This is a genomic window from Bacillus sp. 0909A (genome assembly GCF_036765115.1).
GTDB lineage: Bacteria > Bacillota > Bacilli > Bacillales > Bacillaceae > Bacillus > Bacillus mojavensis.
In genome coordinates, this window is record NZ_JBAIZU010000007.1 from 21,218 (window position 1) to 37,931 (window position 16,714).

Here is a 16,714-nt window from a genome sequence, read left to right on the forward strand (position 1 = left end):
AATAAAGAATCTTGTCATATCAGTTGATTAAGCGTTTACATTCGCGAAATTCAGCAGATTGTTGTCTTGTCAAAACAGGAGTGGGCTTATATAATATTTGTAACTTATATGTCTGTGTTGAGTTAACAATTGTCTCTCTTGAGAGGACAATCTGAAGAAGGGTGGAGTTTTTTTGAAAGCAATTCGTGTAGGGCTTTTAGGCTTAGGTACCGTCGGAAGCGGTGTCGTTAAAATTATTCAAGACCATCAGGATAAGCTGATGCATCAGGTTGGCTGTCCCATTACGATAAAAAAAGTGCTTGTAAAAGATTTAGAGAAAAAAAGAGAAGTAGATTTGCCGAAGGAAGCGCTCACGACAGAAGTATATGATGTGATCGACGATCCCGATGTTGATGTTATCATCGAGGTGATCGGCGGTGTTGAGCAGACAAAACAATATTTGCTCGATGCTTTGAGATCGAAAAAACACGTTGTCACGGCGAACAAAGATTTAATGGCCGTGTACGGTTCTGAACTGCTCGCAGAAGCAAAGGAAAATGGCTGTGACATTTACTTCGAAGCCAGCGTTGCCGGCGGAATTCCAATTCTTCGCACATTAGAGGAAGGCCTCTCATCAGACAGGATTACTAAAATGATGGGAATCGTAAACGGAACAACGAACTTTATCTTAACAAAAATGATTAAAGAGAAAAGCCCTTACGAGGATGTGCTTAAGGAAGCGCAGGATCTGGGGTTTGCCGAAGCTGACCCGACTTCAGATGTTGAAGGGCTTGACGCCGCGCGGAAAATGGCAATATTGGCACGTCTCGGCTTCTCAATGAACGTCGATCTGGAAGATGTCAAAGTGAAGGGGATCTCCCAGATTACAGACGAGGATATCAGCTTCAGCAAACGCCTCGGCTACACAATGAAGCTGATCGGGATTGCCCAGCGTGACGGCAGCAAAATTGAAGTCAGCGTTCAGCCGACGCTGCTTCCAGACCACCATCCGCTTTCTGCCGTGCATAATGAATTTAACGCCGTCTACGTATATGGCGAAGCTGTCGGAGAGACGATGTTCTATGGCCCGGGAGCGGGAAGCATGCCGACAGCCACATCAGTTGTGGCTGACCTGGTCGCTGTCATGAAAAACATGCGTCTCGGCGTAACCGGCAACAGCTTTGTTGCGCCGCAATACGAGAAAAACATGAAGTCGCCGTCCGACATTTACGCACAGCAATTTTTGAGAATTCACGTGAAGGATGAGGTAGGCTCATTCTCAAAAATTACGTCTGTGTTCTCAGAACGGGGCGTCAGCTTTGAAAAAATCCTTCAGCTGCCGATTAAGGGGCATGATGAGTTAGCAGAAATCGTCATCGTCACACATCATACATCAGAAGCTGATTTCAGTGATATCCTGCAAAACTTAAATGATTTGGAAGTCGTTCAAGAAGTAAAAAGCACATATCGTGTAGAAGGGAACGGTTGAAGCTAATGTGGAAGGGACTTATCCATCAATATAAAGAGTTTTTACCTGTAACAGATCAAACACCGGCGCTTACGTTACATGAAGGCAATACGCCGCTTATTCATTTGCCGAAGCTTTCTGAACAGCTCGGGATTGAGCTCCATGTCAAAACAGAAGGCGTAAACCCTACTGGATCTTTTAAAGACCGCGGGATGGTTATGGCAGTAGCAAAGGCGAAAGAAGAAGGCAACGACACGATTATGTGTGCGTCAACCGGAAATACATCAGCGGCTGCGGCTGCTTATGCAGCCCGCGCCAATATGAAATGTATTGTCATCATCCCGAACGGAAAAATCGCGTTTGGCAAGCTTGCTCAGGCAGTCATGTACGGAGCTGAAATCATTGCGATCGATGGCAACTTTGACGATGCGCTTAAAATTGTCCGCTCAATTTGTGAAAAATCACCGATCGCGCTTGTCAACTCGGTCAACCCTTACCGTATCGAAGGCCAAAAAACAGCTGCCTTCGAAGTGTGCGAACAGCTGGGCGACGCCCCGGACGTTTTGGCGATTCCGGTCGGAAACGCGGGAAACATCACAGCGTACTGGAAGGGCTTCAAAGAATATCATGAGAAAAACGGCACTGGCCTTCCAAAAATGCGCGGTTTTGAAGCGGAAGGGGCAGCTGCGATCGTCCGCAACGAAGTCATTGAAAATCCGGAAACCGTGGCAACAGCGATTCGTATCGGAAACCCAGCAAGCTGGGATAAAGCTGTAAAAGCAGCTGAGGAGTCCAATGGAAAAATTGACGAAGTCACTGACGATGAAATTCTTCATGCGTATCAGCTGATTGCCCGTGAAGAAGGCGTGTTTGCAGAACCGGGCTCCTGCGCATCTATTGCAGGTGTGCTGAAACAAGTAAAATCCGGAGAAATTCCAAAAGGCAGCAAGGTTGTGGCTGTGTTAACAGGGAACGGGCTGAAAGACCCGAACACAGCGGTCGACATTTCTGACATGAAGCCGGTCACCCTGCCGACTGATGAAGACAGCATTCTCGAATACTTAAAAGGAGCGGCTCGTGTATGAACGATGCTGACATGCTGTTCTCTGTCACTGTTCCCGGAAGCACAGCTAACCTAGGCCCCGGCTTTGATTCAGTCGGAATGGCGCTCAGCAGATATTTAAAGCTGACAGTCTATGAAGGCGATCAATGGTCTTTTGAAGCTGAAACAGAAACAGTCGCCGGAATACCGGCGGGTACAGATAATATGATCTATCAAGTGGCTAAACGGACGGCAGATATGTACGGAAAAGAAATGCCACCTGTACATGTGAAAGTGTGGAGCGACATCCCGCTTGCACGCGGTCTTGGCAGCAGTGCTGCGGCTATAGTGGCGGCTATAGAACTGGCTGACGAATTATGCGGGTTAAAGCTCTCCGAAGCGGACAAGCTGCATTTAGCCAGCCTTGAAGAAGGACATCCGGACAATGCAGGCGCTTCTCTCGTCGGCGGGCTTGTCATCGGGCTGCATGAAGACGACGAGACACAAATGATCCGCGTGCCGGATGCCGACATTGATGTTGTGGTTGTCATTCCTTTTTACGAGGTGCTGACAAGAGACGCGCGAGACGTGCTTCCGACAGAGTTTCTCTATGCGGACGCTGTAAAAGCCAGTGCTGTCAGCAACATTCTCATCGCGGCGATCATGTCAAAGGATTGGCCGCTCGTCGGTAAAATCATGAAAAAAGATATGTTCCATCAGCCGTATCGGGCGATGCTAGTCCCAGAGTTGTCTAAAGTGGAGCATGTTGCCGAGATGAAAGGCGCTTATGGAACTGCTCTCAGCGGAGCGGGCCCGACGATTCTCGTCATGACCGAAAAAGGAAAAGGGGACGCGCTGAAAGAGCAGCTCGCACTTCATTTCCCGCATTGTGAAGTCGACGCTTTGACCGTTCCGAAAGAGGGAAGTATAATAGAGCGAAATCCTTTCTATCAAATGAAAAGTGTATAGAGCATTCTAAGCGTTCCTCAGCGTCAGCAGAGGAACGCTTTTTTTCTTATGATATAAAGGGATTTTTATTTAGAAAAACGAAATACATGTAAAAAGGAGGAGAATGATATGAAAAAACTGATGACCGCCGAAGATATGACAGCCATTGTCTCGGTGACGGATCCTCAATACGCCCCGGACGGCAAGCGTGTGGCTTATGTGAAGTCACAAGCAAACAAAGAGAAAGATTCATATACTTCAAATATATGGGTATATGATGCGGATAGCGGGACGTCCGCTCCTTGGACATACGGAGAAAAGCGGAGCACTGATCCTAGATGGTCTCCTGACGGACGCCAGATTGCATTTGTTTCTGACCGTGATGGCGATGTGTCTCAGCTTTATATAATGAGCGCTGAAGGCGGTGAGGCAAAAAAACTGACTGATATTCCGTATGGCGTCTCTCAGCCGGTATGGTCTCCGGATGGAGAGTCAGTGCTTGTCACGGTCAGTCTTGGAGATGAAGAAAGCGTTTATGATCAAGAGAAAACGGAACCTGACAGCTTTGAACCGGTTGAAGTACATGGTTTAGCCTATAAACGGGACGGAAAAGGGCTGACGAGAGGCGCGTATGCACAGCTTGTGCTTGTCAGCGTGAAGTCTGGTGAGGTCAAACAGCTGACTAACGAAAAAGCTGACCACTTCGACCCGGCTTTTTCTCCTGACGGCAAATTTCTCGTTTTTTCAGCTAATATGACTGAAACAGATGATGCCAGAAAACCTCATGATGTTTGCATGTTGTCGCTGGAGACTGGAGATCTCAAGCTGATTACCTCTCATCGCGGCTCATTCGGACCAAGCTCATTTTCACCGGACGGAAGGTATCTTGCTTTGCTTGGACATGAACAGGAATACCGGAACGCAACGCTAGAAAAAGCGTGGCTTTATGATCTAGAACAAGACCGCCTGTCGTGTCTCACTGATATGCTGGACGTTCACTTAGCCGATGCGCTGATTGGGGATTCATTGATCGGAGGTGCTGAACAGCGTCCGGTTTGGACGAAAGACAGTCAAGGGTTTTATGTCATCGGTACAGAACAAGGCAGCACGGGAATCTATTATGTTTCTATAGAAGGACTCGTATACCCGATTCGGTTAGAAAAAGAATATATTAACAGCTTTTCCATGCACCCTGACGAAGAAAGCTTTATTGCCAGTGTGACAAAGCCCGACAGACCTAGTGAGCTATACAGTATTCCGCTTGGACAGGAAGAAAAACGGCTGACTGATGCGAATGACAAGTTTGTTGATGAGCACCTCATTTCGTTACCTGAAGACATTCAATATGTGACAGAAGACGGGATGACAGTGAACGGCTGGCTGATGAAACCTGCTCAGGCTGCAGAGGACAAAAAATATCCGCTTATTCTCAATATACATGGCGGTCCGCATATGATGTACGGGCATACATATTTTCACGAGTTACAGGTGCTGGCGGCGAAAGGATATGCAGTGGTTTATGTAAATCCAAGAGGAAGTCATGGCTACGGACAGGAATTTGTGAATGCAGTCAGAGGGGATTACGGCGGTAAAGACTATCTGGATGTGATGCAGGCAGTGGATGAGGCGATTACAAGAGACCCGCAGATTGATGCCGAGCGGATAGGCGTCACAGGCGGAAGCTACGGAGGCTTTATGACCAACTGGATCGTGGGGCAGACAAATCGTTTTAAAGCAGCTGTCACCCAGCGTTCGATTTCAAACTGGCTCAGCTTTCACGGCGTTAGTGATATCGGCTATTTTTTCACGGACTGGCAGCTTGAGCATGACATGTTGACCGACACAGAAAAGCTGTGGGACCGTTCCCCTTTAAAATATGCGGCAAACGTGGAGACGCCTCTTTTAATTCTTCATGGCGAACGTGATGACCGCTGTCCGATTGAACAGGCTGAACAGCTTTTTATCGCCTTGAAAAAAATGGACAAGGAAACTGTGCTGGTTCGTTTTCCGAAAGCGACGCACAATCTGTCACGCAGCGGACACCCGGGACAGAGGATTAAGCGCCTGACCTATATAAGCTCATGGTTTGACCAATATCTCTCATAAAAAAAGCCAGGCTGATCAAATATCAGCCTGGCTGCTTGATTAAAAGACTTGTTCTACTTCAATTACACCCGGCACTTCTTCAAGAAGAGCGCGTTCAATTCCGGCTTTCAGCGTAATTGTTGAACTTGGGCAGCTGCCGCACGCGCCTAGAAGACGAAGCTTAACAATACCTTCATCAACGTCTACAAGCTCACAGTCACCGCCGTCACGAAGTAAAAACGGACGAAGTTTGTCCAGTACTTCCTGCACCTGTTCTTTCATTTCAACTTCAGTCATGACATTCGCTCCTTTCATCGTCATAAAACCATTATATTCAGTGTAACAATAAAAATCTATTGTTTGGTTTGCAGAATTGCTCCCATTATTATAGCACATTCAGACTTGAACACAAAAACGGTTTTTTTCTATAAAAACGTCTTTTGTCTCTGTATACTTAATAGAAAGAATGTAACACAGAGAAATGGGGGCACTTATCAATGACAAAAACAGTCATGCTCAGCGTATATGGGGCAGAAACCGTTTGTGCAAGCTGTGTCAATATGCCGACAGCTAAAGATACATATGAATGGCTTGAGGCTGCGCTGAAAAGAAAATATCCGAATCAGCCTTTTGAAATGCAATACATCGACATTTACGAGCCGCCTGATGCCGAAAACATAAAACAGCTTGCGGAAAAAATCAGAAATGACGAATATTTTTATCCGCTCGTCCTCGTAGAGAATAAAATTGTCGGAGAGGGCAACCCAAAGTTGAAGGATATATATGAGGAAATGGAGAGATACGGTTACACAGAAAACCGCTGACTTCATCAGCGGTTCTGCTTTTATCCGTTATGGTGTTTATACATCCACAGCAAGCCGGATTTCAGCAAACGCGGAACACGGCCGATCAGCGGCCGGTCAGCAACAAGTCCGAAGCCGGCTTTTTTTCCGAGTGAACCTAAAACGCCTTTCAGCTTAAATTGAGGCATTGATTCAGGAAGGGCTTCACCATTCCAGCGTTTTTGCAATATTTGGACAATCTGTTCTGCTTGAGCTTCTGCCAGCTGGGCACTCGGTGCGTGAGGAAGGCTGGCACAATCACCCACAACGTACAGATGCTCATCACCCGGGACATTGTGATGAGGCGTTAACACGACACGGCCTTGTGCGTCCTTTTCCACATCCAAGTCTCTGACGACTTTATTCGGCTGTATGCCGGCTGTCCATACGATGGCGTCTGCGGAAATTGCGTCATCGTGGTTATATACAACGCCTTCTTCTACTCTTGTGATATTTGCCCTGTTAATAATGCGGACACCGTGCTCTTCGAACCATTTTTGCACATATTTGCTCAAACGTTCGGGAAAGCTTGATAAAATGAGATCTCCGCGGTCAAACAAAATAATGTTCAGATCGTCACGGCTTTCTCTTAACTCACTTGCAAGTTCAACGCCGCTTAGGCCTGCTCCGACAATGGCAACAGTCGCTTCGGCGCTTAAGTTGTTCAGCTTTTGATAGGTTTCGCGGGACTGATCGATGGTTTGAATGCTATAGGTGAATTCAGGCGCTCCCGGCACGTTATGATATTTATCCTCGCAGCCGAGCCCGATCACTGCGTCATCATAAGAAATCGGTTCGCGGTCATGGAACAGCACTTGTTTTTGTGCAATATCAATTGATGAAATATCGCCGTACTCGACATCCAGGCGAGGGTGCTCTGGGAACGTCACTCTGATATGGTGGTCAGAAATTGTGCCTGCGGCAAGGGCATAATATTCTGTTTTTAAGCAGTGATAAGGATTTCTGTCAATTAACGTGATTGAAACATCATGAGGCAGCTGGTTGGGCAATAAGCGATGAAGAACACGCATGTTTCCGTAACCTCCGCCGATCAAGACCAATTTTTTCATTTGAATTCCCCTTTAACCCGAAGAGTATGATAGATACATTGATGGAAAATACGAACTTTGTAAAATAACATCTAGAATTATATCGAATTTGATCTAAAATCACAATATTAGTTTCAAAATAACCTACAAATTAGCCTTAAAACGCAAATTAGTAAAACGTTATTGAAGGAATGATATGTTACGATAATAAATTTTGAAGTGTTCTTTTCTTTGACGAATAGTGAAAAATTCGCGATAATGTTCATATGTGAGGTGAAATCGCATGAATCCAATGATTGAATTTTGTGTCAGCAATCTGGCTCACGGCTCTCAGGAAGCCCGAGCGATTTTAGAGAAAGATCCAAATCTGGATGTTCTTGAATACGGCTGTTTAAGCTATTGCGGGAAATGTATGGAATCACTATTCGCTTTAGTAAACGGAGAAGTCGTTACGGGTGAAACACCTGCTGAGCTTGTTGAGAATATATATACATTTATTGAAGAAAACCCAATGTTTTGAAGAAAAGGGCCTGTGACAGGCCCTTTTTTATTTTGCTGTACAAAAGGACTGAAAAAATGTGTAGACATCAAAAAATATTATTGTTATCGTATAAAAGATTTGTTTTAAATAAATGTTAAGAGGTGTAGGTGTATTCATGAATGTTCTGTGGGGACTGCTTGGCGCAGTTGGAATAATCGCCATCGCGTTTTTATTTTCAGAAAAGAAAAGCAATATTAGAATAAGAACCGTCATCGTTGGTTTATGTATACAGGTGGCGTTTGGATACATCGTGTTGAAATGGGAAGCGGGACGCGCTGTTTTTTTATGGTTTTCAAGCCGTGTACAGCTTCTGATTGATTATGCGAATGAAGGCATCAGTTTCATATTTGGGCCGCTTTTAAAAGTCGGCGACAGCCCGGCGTTTGCTTTAAGTGTACTGCCTGTCATCATTTTTTTCTCGGCACTGATCGCAGTTCTATATCATTTAAAAATCATGCAGCTCATTTTCCGTGTGATCGGCGGCGGATTGTCGAAGCTTCTTGGGACAAGCAAGACGGAATCTCTTGCGGCTGCTGCTAATATTTTTGTAGGGCAATCGGAATCTCCTTTGGTGATCAGGCCCCTCATTGCAGGGCTGACGCGCTCTGAACTGTTTACAATTATGACGAGCGGTCTATCGGCTGTTGCGGGTTCAACTTTGTTTGGCTACGCCCTTCTCGGTATTCCGATTGAATACTTGCTTGCGGCGAGTTTCATGGCTGCTCCCGCGGGTCTGGTTTTCGGGAAATTAATCATTCCTGAAACGGAAACGCCGCAAACAGTAAAAGACGATTTCAAAATGGATGAAGGCGAAGGAGCGGCCAATGTAATTGACGCGGCTGCAAAGGGTGCGTCAACAGGTCTGCAAATTGCCCTAAATGTTGGTGCGATGCTGCTTGCCTTCGTGGCATTAATCGCCGTGGTCAACGGTATTCTCGGCGGTGTTTTCGGCTTGTTCGGTTTAAAAGATGTCACATTAGAATCTCTTCTCGGCTATGTGTTTTCTCCAATCGCCTTTTTGATTGGTGTGCCATGGCATGAAGCGTTGCATGCTGGAAGCTTTATCGGCCAGAAATTGGTGCTGAATGAGTTTGTCGCTTATTCTAACTTCGGTCCGCACATTGGCGAGTTCTCTAAAAAAACCGCTACGATTATCAGCTTTGCGTTATGCGGATTCGCAAATTTCTCCTCGATTGCGATTATGCTCGGTACGCTTGGCGGTTTAGCGCCAAGCCGCCGCTCAGATATCGCACGCCTTGGGTTGAAGGCGGTTCTAGCGGGAACATTAGCCAATCTGCTGAGCGCGGCTATTGCCGGCATGTTCATTTAAAAGATAAAAGCTCCTTGCGTCATTGCAAGGAGCTTTTATGTATGAAAAACGGGGGATAATTGTATTGTGTCCGTTTATAATAGCTTTTATACTAAGAAAAAGAGAAAAAGTTGGAGGCATCTATGAACTCATTTCGATTTACCAAAATGCACGGTCTTGGAAACAGCTATATATACGTGAATCAATTTGAAGAACAACTGCCGGAAGAACAACTGTCTGAAATAGCGATTCAGGTGTCTTCCGTTTATACAGGGATCGGCTCCGACGGAATGATCCTCATATGCCCTTCAGATCAAGCGCCTGTCAAAATGCGGATTTTTAATAATGACGGGTCTGAAGGGAAAAACTGCGGCAACGGCCTGCGCTGCGTTGCAAAATACGCGTATGAGCATAAGCTGGTTGAGGAAACATCATTTCTGATTGAAACCCTCTCCGGACTTGTGAAAGCAGAGGTTCAAGCTGAAAACGGAAAGGTGAATGTTGTCACTGTCGATATGGGTGAACCTCGTCTGACAAAAGCCGAGCTTCCGATGCTTGGCGGCGGTGAGGAGCAAACCATTAATGAAGCAATGACATTTGGCGAAGCTGAACTAAAAGGCACCGCGGTTTCCATGGGCAATCCGCATATTGTTTTTCCGATTGCCGATATTGAACAGGCACCGCTGACGACACTGGGGCCGGTGATTGAGAAGGATCCAAGATTTCCAGAAGGTGTGAATGTCGAGTTTGTGGAAACCGTGAATGAACATGAACTGCACTTCCGCGTGTGGGAACGGGGATCAGGCATCACACAGGCATGCGGTACAGGCGCATGTGCAGCAGCTGTCGCATCTGTTTTAAACGGTGTATCAAAACAAAATGAAGACATTACGGTTCATTTGGCGGGCGGAGATCTGGTCATTAACTGGAAAGAGAATGGCCATGTGATGATGACGGGTCCGGCGGAGACTGTTTGTGAGGGCGTCTATTTTTTATAAAACAGCTAGTTTGAGAAATGAGCCCATCAAGTTTATAATATAAGACAACATCCGGTTTTTAAAAGGAGGTTCACCATAATGAGCAACCCTGTAACAATTACAGAAGCAGCAGCTTTGCATATAAAAGATATGATGAAAGAGCATGAAGAAGAAAACGCGTTTCTGCGCGTCGGCGTTAAAGGCGGCGGCTGCAGCGGCCTTTCATACGGAATGGGCTTTGAGCATGAAAAAAGCGAAGCAGACAGTATGTTTGAGGAGCACGGCATTACTGTTCTCGTTGACAAAGAAAGCCTTGATATCATGAACGGCACTATTATAGACTTTAAGCAATCCATGCTTGGCGGCGGCTTTACCATCGATAATCCAAACGCCATCGCCTCATGCGGCTGCGGTTCTTCTTTCAGAACAGCGACGAATGCAGGTAAACCAGAGGAGTGCTAATGATAGAAAAAAGCCAAGTCAAGCGGCGAACCGCTGACTTGGCTTTTTTTAATACTTATCTCCATTAAAAATCGAATTCTTCACAATGACATAATCCACATTGCGGATAGCCTCCAGCTTCGTTCCGCCAGCATAAGAAATAGAAGATTGAAGATCCTGTTCCATTTCAGTCAGCGTATCCATGATTGCGCCTTTATGCTCCACGTGCATTTTTTTGCCTTCGACATTTTTCTTTTCGCCTTTTTGATATTCAGAGGCTGAGCCAAAGTATTCTTTGTAGAGCTTTCCGTCTTTTTCAATGGTTTGTCCAGGTGATTCCTCGTGCCCGGCAAATAGTGAGCCGATCATGACCATGGTGGCGCCGAATCGAATTGATTTTGCGATGTCGCCATGGGTGCGGATGCCGCCATCAGCAATAATCGGTTTGCTGGCGGCTTTTGCGCACCAGCGCAGCGCGGCTAATTGCCATCCGCCTGTGCCGAAGCCAGTTTTAATTTTCGTTATACATACTTTTCCCGGTCCAATACCGACTTTTGTGGCATCCGCTCCGGCATTTTCGAGCTCTCTTACAGCTTCCGGTGTTCCGACATTACCCGCAATGACAAAGCTGCCCGGAAGATGCTTTTTGAGGTGCTGAATCATCTCAATGACGGCATTAGAATGTCCGTGAGCGATGTCGATGGTCACGTAGTCAGGTGCCAGGTTTTGTTCTGCCAGGTGACGGACAAATTCATATTCCTCATCCTTGACCCCGACGCTGATAGAAGAGAATAATCCGCGGGCGTTCATGTCCTTTATAAAGTCAATCCGTTTTTCAGGTTCAAAGCGGTGCATCACATAAAAGTAGCCGTTTTCGGCTAATGAAACCGCAAGTTTCTCATCTATGATCGTCTGCATATTGGCAGGAACGACGGGCAATTTAAATGTACGTCCGCCTAACCGTACGGATGTATCACACTCAGAACGGCTGTTCACAATGCATTTTGCAGGAATTAGCTGAATATCTTCGTAATCAAACACGTTTTCCATAGAATTCACTCCTAAATACGAATATTTATAATAGAAATATATCAAATGTTCGCCTTGTATAATGTACTCTGTTTTATTTAGGATGTCAAACGTTTTATTCGCTTACAGGTGAGTGCAAGTGCCGAAGCTTGTCATGCACTGTGAGTTTGGGTATGATAGTTTTAATTGAATGGACATAGAATGCGGATAAAAACGAAATTATATACGTTCAGCAAAGCTTGGTCCTTCAGCACCAGGCTTTCTTTATGACATGGACATGTGAAAGGAGCGAATGGAGATGACTCAAAGCGAAGAAAAACCACCGAAGTCCCAAAAGATCCAAGACCGCATTATCATGACTACGATCTGGATTGTAGCAGCTCTTGTGATTGCGCTGGTTATTGGAACTGCGATGAATTATATCAATATCTTCAAATAAAAAAGGAGCTGTGTCACTTTGACACAAACTCCTTTTTTTATTACTTATTTTCAAAAAGACTTGTAGAGTGCAGCGGCTGTACGCGAGCTTTTGGATCCATATAAGCTTTCGCGTTGTTAACAGCTGTCGGTGCTTCGCCGAAGCCGCTTGCGATTAGATTGACTTTTCCTTCGTATGTGCAAATGTCACCTGCGGCGAAGAAGCCTTCGATGTTTGTTTCCATTGTAGATTTGACAACAATGGAGTTTTTCTCAATTTCAAGTCCCCAGTTTTTGATCGGTCCAAGAGATGAGACGAAGCCGTAGTTGACGATTAAGTCGTCGATTTCTAAAATCTCTTTGCGCTCGCCTTTCACTTCCTCAAGCACAAGCTGCTCGATTTTGTCTTCTCCGATGAGCTCCGCCGGAACAAACGGTGTCAGGACATTCACCTTAGATGCGTGAAGGTTTTCCACACTGTGCTCATGCGCGCGGAATTTATCGCGGCGGTGAACGATGGAAACTTCTTTTGCAATTGGCTCAAGCATAAGTGCCCAGTCAACCGCTGAATCTCCTCCGCCCAGAATCGCAACGCGTCTGCCGGCGAATTTTTGTAAATCATCAACGAAGTAGTGAAGGTTTTTGCCTTCGTATTGTTCAGCTGTTTCAAGCTCGAGCTTTCTTGGTTTGAATGCGCCGTTTCCTGCAGTGATGATGACTGTTTTAGAGTAATGGGTTTCTTCGTTTGTCACAAGCTTAAACACGCCGTCTGCTTGTTTTTCAACAGATTCAACCGCCTGCTCTAAACAAATGGTTTGGTCGAATTTCGCCATTTGCTCTTTTAAGTTATTCACTAGCTCTTGTGCGCGGATTTTCGGGAATCCTGCTACGTCATATATATATTTCTCAGGGTACAGGGCGCTAAGCTGTCCGCCAAGCTGAGGCAGGCTTTCGATAATTTTGACGCTTGCCTGTCTCATACCTCCGTAAAAAGCGGTGAATAAGCCGACCGGTCCCCCGCCTATAATGGTAATATCATAAACCTTTGTATCCTCTCGCATACGAAAATTGCCTCCTAAATGAAAATTGTTATTAATTATACCATATTGCTCTTAAAATTGACGAGTCAGCAGAAAAATTCGCGGTACATTGTATGCGTATTCATTCTTGATCATATGCCCGCAGGCCGATACGATAAGAAAAAAATGAATTCATCTTTTTTCTGAATGTTTCATGAACCAGCCGGATAAACATGATAGTAGTGCTATGGGTGTGGACTTCACAAAAAAACTTTTCAATATATTTCATAAAATCCTGCCAATAAGCTGAAGATAACACAAATGATGATTTTTATATGCGTCTAACAGCAAAAAAAAGAGAAGGTGGATGTGATGGCATTGAATAAGCCCAAAATCGTGATTTTAGGTGCAGGTTATGGCGGATTGATGACAGTGACAAGGCTGACGAAGCATGTCGGTCCGAATGATGCTGATATTACGCTTGTGAATAAACACAATTATCATTATGAAACAACATGGATGCACGAAGCGAGCGCCGGCACGCTCCATCATGACCGCTGCCGTTATCAGATAAAAGATGTAATCAACCAGTCACGTGTCAATTTTGTACAGGATACCGTGAAGGCAATCAAAATAGACGAGAAGAAAGTGGTGCTTGCCAATGGAGAGCTGCAGTACGATTATTTAGTTATCGGCCTCGGAGCGGTACCTGAAACGTTCGGCATTAAAGGTTTAAAAGAATTTGCGTTTCCGATCGCCAATATCAATACATCTCGTGTGCTTCGTGAACATATTGAGCTGCAATTTGCGACTTACAACATTGAAGCTGAAAAACGGCCGGACAGGTTAACAATCGTTGTCGGAGGAGCCGGATTTACGGGTATTGAATTCCTTGGCGAACTGGCTGCCCGTGTGCCGGAGCTCTGCAAGGAGTATGACGTTGACAGAAGTCTTGTACGCATTATCTGTGTAGAAGCAGCGCCGACCGTATTGCCGGGCTTTGATCCCGAGCTTGTCGATTATGCTGTTCACTATCTTGAGGAGCATGGCGTTGAGTTTAAAATCGGCACGGCGGTTCAAGAGTGTACTGCAGAAGGAGTCACAGTCGGCAAAAAAGATGAGGAGCCAGAGCAAATCAAATCGCAAACAGTAGTGTGGGCAGCAGGTGTCCGCGGTCATCCGATTGTTGAAGAAGCCGGCTTTGAAAATATGCGCGGCCGGGTGAAAGTCAATCCTGATCTTCGCGCGCCCGGACATGACAACGTGTTTATTCTCGGCGACAGCTCGCTGTTTATCAATGAAGAAACTGACCGTCCTTATCCGCCGACCGCCCAAATCGCGATGCAACAGGGAACTACGGTCGCTAAAAACATTGCAAAACTCATTAAGGGCGGCGAGCTTGAAGAATTCAAACCTGACATAAAAGGAACGGTTGCTTCTCTCGGTGAGCATAATGCGGTCGGAGTCGTGTACGGAAGAAAACTGAAAGGCACGCCGGCTTCTTTTATGAAAAAAGTCATCGATAACCGTTCGCTGTTTTTAATCGGCGGACTCGGACTCACACTGAAAAAAGGCAAATTTAAGTTTTTCTAAAAACCCGCGCTCCGCGGGTTTTGTTTTATTAAAAAACGCCAAAACAAAAAGAGAACAAGAGCAAAATAAAAATGTTTCCGCTTACATCAAAAGATTTGTCACATGATCTGACTTTATCATTGACAGCTTGATATGGTATTATTATCTGAAAATTAAGAAAAAGGTGATGCTAAGATGAAAACCGCAACGACAACCGCTTCACAGGCATGCCCGTTTTGCTCAGGGAAAGGGTATTTTCAATTAATCCTCGGCGGTTCAGAAACTTGTCCGTCATGTCAGGGGACAGGTAAAGACAGTCATTCATTTTCCAGCCGTTGACTTTTTAAAAGCCCCCGCGGTACACTAAAAGTAACGCAGGGGGTGGGGTTTTGATTAGTCTGCCAGTCGTTATCATCTCAATTGTTTTATTTTTTGTTTTGTTTTTTGGAATCGGTTTCTTATTAAACATGCTGCTGAGAATGTCCTGGATTATGGCTGTGATTTATCCGATTGTATGCCTTTTCATTATCAGTAAGGAAAAGCTGATCAGCTATATTCAATCACCAGGCGAATCCTTTGCCGGCCTGTTTCAGAGAGTCGTATCGTTAGCTGCTGCAGATGTATTGATTTTAGCCAGCGGTCTGGCCGGCGCCATTGTATCAGGTATAGCGATCAACATGCTCAGAAAAAGAGGATATCAGATGTTCTAATGCCGCTTTCTTTCTAAAGAAAGCTTTTTTTGTGCCTTCAGCACATTCACCATTTTGAATATTGCTCCCGCTATGTGGGAACAATGATTCGGAGGAGAGGTGAATAATGTTGAAAATGATCAGACGTTTGCTGATGACCTGTTTATTTCTGCTCGCGTTTGCCACGACATATTTAGCCGTATCAGGAGTAGAGGCGAAGGACTTGACAAAATGGGTGCAAGAAAATAATGAGAAGCACTCGAAGAATACTGGACTGACATTAAAAGCATTGCAGCAGAAACACGAAAAAACGATGTCCGCTGCAGACAAACCATTGGAAGAAGCCTTTGACTGGGACGAGTATCCGGCACGGAAAGTAACGGCTACAGGCTACACAGCGGGAGTCGAATCGACGGGTAAAAAGCCTGGAGATCCATTATACGGGCTTACATATTCAGGTGTTAAAGTGAAAAGAGATTTATACTCTACGGTTGCCGCGGATCCATCCGTTTTTCCGATCGGCACCATTTTATTCATCCCAAACTACGGTTTGGGCGTCGTGGCGGATACAGGATCGGCCATTAAGGGAAACCGCATTGATCTGTACTTTGAAACCGTTCATGATGTCTACAATGAATGGGGCAAAAAAACCCTAGATGTGTATGTAATTAAGAAGGGGACCGGAAAAGTCACTGAGGATGAACTGGTAAAGCTTAATGAAACAAAATCATTGCAGGTGTTCAGAAATCAATACAAAACCGTGAAAGAATAAAACGCTCCAGCTACGGCTGAAGCGTTGTTTTTTTACAGAAAAAAATATGCCAGTGCCAGTGTTAATAATATTCCTGTCAATCCGCCAAAAAAGACCTCGATTGGCTGATGGCCGAGAAGCTCTTTTAGCTTTTTTTGTTTTTCTTTCTCTTCAGCTTTCGGGAAATCTTTTGCTTCATTCACAAAACGGTTAAAATCAATCACAAGCTTATTAATGACTGTTGCCTGCTCACCGGCATGACGTCTGACGCCGGTTGCGTCAAACATGGTAATGACTGCAAAAATGGCTGAAACCGCAAAGAGAGAGGAACCTAATCCATGCTCTAAGGCTACGCCTGTAGAAAGCGCCGTCACAGCCGCGGAATGGGAACTCGGCATGCCGCCTGTACTTGTCACCAGCGACCAGTCCAGTTTTCTGGAAACGATAAATTGTATCGGCACTTTAATGACTTGTGCAAAGATGATGGCAGCAAGGCTTGATAATAAAGGAAAATTCATAAAAAGTTCCATAGGCGACATCCTTTCTATATGGAAAA

General features: G+C 45.3%; 19 protein-coding genes. 14 read left to right on the forward strand and 5 right to left on the reverse strand.

Going from position 1 to position 16,714, the window contains the following annotated elements; genetic code table 11:
* Positions 1 to 172: 172 nt before the first annotated feature.
* The 4 genes from V6D42_RS18705 (at position 173) to V6D42_RS18720 (ending at position 5,543) form a co-directional block, all read left to right on the forward strand.
* Positions 173 to 1,468 (forward strand): homoserine dehydrogenase, encoded by a 1,296-nt coding sequence (locus V6D42_RS18705; RefSeq protein WP_333514241.1) that lies wholly within the window; start codon positions 173 to 175, stop codon positions 1,466 to 1,468.
* 5 nt (positions 1,469 to 1,473) lie between these two features.
* Complete coding sequence (thrC, locus tag V6D42_RS18710; RefSeq protein ID WP_333514313.1) at positions 1,474 to 2,532, forward strand: threonine synthase; 1,059 nt, start codon at positions 1,474 to 1,476, stop codon at positions 2,530 to 2,532.
* A complete protein-coding gene (gene thrB, locus V6D42_RS18715; RefSeq protein WP_333514242.1) occupies positions 2,529 to 3,458 on the forward strand; it encodes a homoserine kinase in 930 nt (309 codons plus the stop codon). The genes thrC and thrB overlap by 4 nt, the downstream gene beginning before the upstream one ends.
* A gap of 108 nt (positions 3,459 to 3,566) precedes the next feature.
* Complete coding sequence (locus V6D42_RS18720; protein ID WP_333514243.1) at positions 3,567 to 5,543, forward strand: S9 family peptidase; 1,977 nt, start codon at positions 3,567 to 3,569, stop codon at positions 5,541 to 5,543.
* 39 nt (positions 5,544 to 5,582) lie between these two features.
* Here the strand turns inward: V6D42_RS18720 and V6D42_RS18725 are convergent, their stop codons facing one another.
* Positions 5,583 to 5,918, reverse strand: coding sequence for a NifU family protein (locus V6D42_RS18725; RefSeq protein ID WP_173400510.1), 336 nt, complete (start codon positions 5,916 to 5,918; stop codon positions 5,583 to 5,585).
* 101 nt (positions 5,919 to 6,019) lie between these two features.
* On the opposite strand from V6D42_RS18725, the gene V6D42_RS18730 reads away from it, so the two are divergent.
* Entirely contained in the window at positions 6,020 to 6,346 is a 327-nt protein-coding gene (locus V6D42_RS18730) for a YuzD family protein (RefSeq protein WP_333514244.1), read from the forward strand.
* Between the two features lie 20 nt (positions 6,347 to 6,366).
* On the opposite strand, the gene V6D42_RS18735 is transcribed toward V6D42_RS18730, so the two are convergent.
* Positions 6,367 to 7,434: an NAD(P)/FAD-dependent oxidoreductase gene (locus V6D42_RS18735; RefSeq protein WP_010331737.1), complete on the reverse strand. Its 1,068-nt coding sequence runs from the start codon at positions 7,432 to 7,434 to the stop codon at positions 6,367 to 6,369.
* Between the two features lie 262 nt (positions 7,435 to 7,696).
* On the opposite strand from V6D42_RS18735, the gene V6D42_RS18740 reads away from it, so the two are divergent.
* The 4 genes from V6D42_RS18740 to V6D42_RS18755 all read left to right on the forward strand — a co-directional run bounded on the left by V6D42_RS18740 (position 7,697) and on the right by V6D42_RS18755 (position 10,702).
* Entirely contained in the window at positions 7,697 to 7,933 is a 237-nt protein-coding gene (locus V6D42_RS18740) for a YuzB family protein (protein ID WP_010331736.1), read from the forward strand.
* Positions 7,934 to 8,069: 136 nt separating this feature from the next.
* Positions 8,070 to 9,284: a NupC/NupG family nucleoside CNT transporter gene (locus V6D42_RS18745; protein ID WP_326130145.1), complete on the forward strand. Its 1,215-nt coding sequence runs from the start codon at positions 8,070 to 8,072 to the stop codon at positions 9,282 to 9,284.
* A 122-nt stretch (positions 9,285 to 9,406) separates the two neighbouring features.
* Complete coding sequence (gene dapF / locus V6D42_RS18750; protein ID WP_326203606.1) at positions 9,407 to 10,261, forward strand: diaminopimelate epimerase; 855 nt, start codon at positions 9,407 to 9,409, stop codon at positions 10,259 to 10,261.
* 78 nt (positions 10,262 to 10,339) lie between these two features.
* A complete protein-coding gene (locus V6D42_RS18755; RefSeq protein ID WP_010331733.1) occupies positions 10,340 to 10,702 on the forward strand; it encodes a HesB/IscA family protein in 363 nt (120 codons plus the stop codon).
* A 48-nt stretch (positions 10,703 to 10,750) separates the two neighbouring features.
* On the opposite strand, the gene guaC is transcribed toward V6D42_RS18755, so the two are convergent.
* Positions 10,751 to 11,731: a GMP reductase gene (gene guaC, locus V6D42_RS18760; protein WP_333514245.1), complete on the reverse strand. Its 981-nt coding sequence runs from the start codon at positions 11,729 to 11,731 to the stop codon at positions 10,751 to 10,753.
* A 277-nt stretch (positions 11,732 to 12,008) separates the two neighbouring features.
* Between guaC and V6D42_RS18765 the strand changes: the two genes are divergently transcribed.
* Entirely contained in the window at positions 12,009 to 12,149 is a 141-nt protein-coding gene (locus V6D42_RS18765; RefSeq protein ID WP_010331731.1) for a hypothetical protein, read from the forward strand.
* 40 nt (positions 12,150 to 12,189) lie between these two features.
* Here V6D42_RS18765 and yumC read toward each other — a convergent pair whose 3' ends face one another.
* Positions 12,190 to 13,188, reverse strand: a complete 999-nt coding sequence (gene yumC, locus V6D42_RS18770) for a ferredoxin--NADP reductase 2 (RefSeq protein WP_010331730.1) — start codon at positions 13,186 to 13,188, stop codon at positions 12,190 to 12,192.
* A 330-nt stretch (positions 13,189 to 13,518) separates the two neighbouring features.
* Between yumC and V6D42_RS18775 the strand changes: the two genes are divergently transcribed.
* The 4 genes from V6D42_RS18775 to V6D42_RS18790 all read left to right on the forward strand — a co-directional run bounded on the left by V6D42_RS18775 (position 13,519) and on the right by V6D42_RS18790 (position 16,179).
* Positions 13,519 to 14,739 (forward strand): NAD(P)/FAD-dependent oxidoreductase, encoded by a 1,221-nt coding sequence (locus V6D42_RS18775; protein WP_333514246.1) that lies wholly within the window; start codon positions 13,519 to 13,521, stop codon positions 14,737 to 14,739.
* Between the two features lie 174 nt (positions 14,740 to 14,913).
* Entirely contained in the window at positions 14,914 to 15,057 is a 144-nt protein-coding gene (locus tag V6D42_RS18780; RefSeq protein ID WP_024122716.1) for a YuiA family protein, read from the forward strand.
* Between the two features lie 50 nt (positions 15,058 to 15,107).
* Positions 15,108 to 15,428: a YuiB family protein gene (locus V6D42_RS18785; protein WP_010331727.1), complete on the forward strand. Its 321-nt coding sequence runs from the start codon at positions 15,108 to 15,110 to the stop codon at positions 15,426 to 15,428.
* A gap of 103 nt (positions 15,429 to 15,531) precedes the next feature.
* Complete coding sequence (locus tag V6D42_RS18790) at positions 15,532 to 16,179, forward strand: 3D domain-containing protein (protein ID WP_333514314.1); 648 nt, start codon at positions 15,532 to 15,534, stop codon at positions 16,177 to 16,179.
* Between the two features lie 32 nt (positions 16,180 to 16,211).
* Here the strand turns inward: V6D42_RS18790 and V6D42_RS18795 are convergent, their stop codons facing one another.
* The gene (locus V6D42_RS18795; protein ID WP_044158979.1) at positions 16,212 to 16,688 is read right to left on the reverse strand and encodes a divergent PAP2 family protein; all 477 of its coding nucleotides are present in this window, start codon (positions 16,686 to 16,688) and stop codon (positions 16,212 to 16,214) included.
* Positions 16,689 to 16,714: the final 26 nt, after the last annotated feature.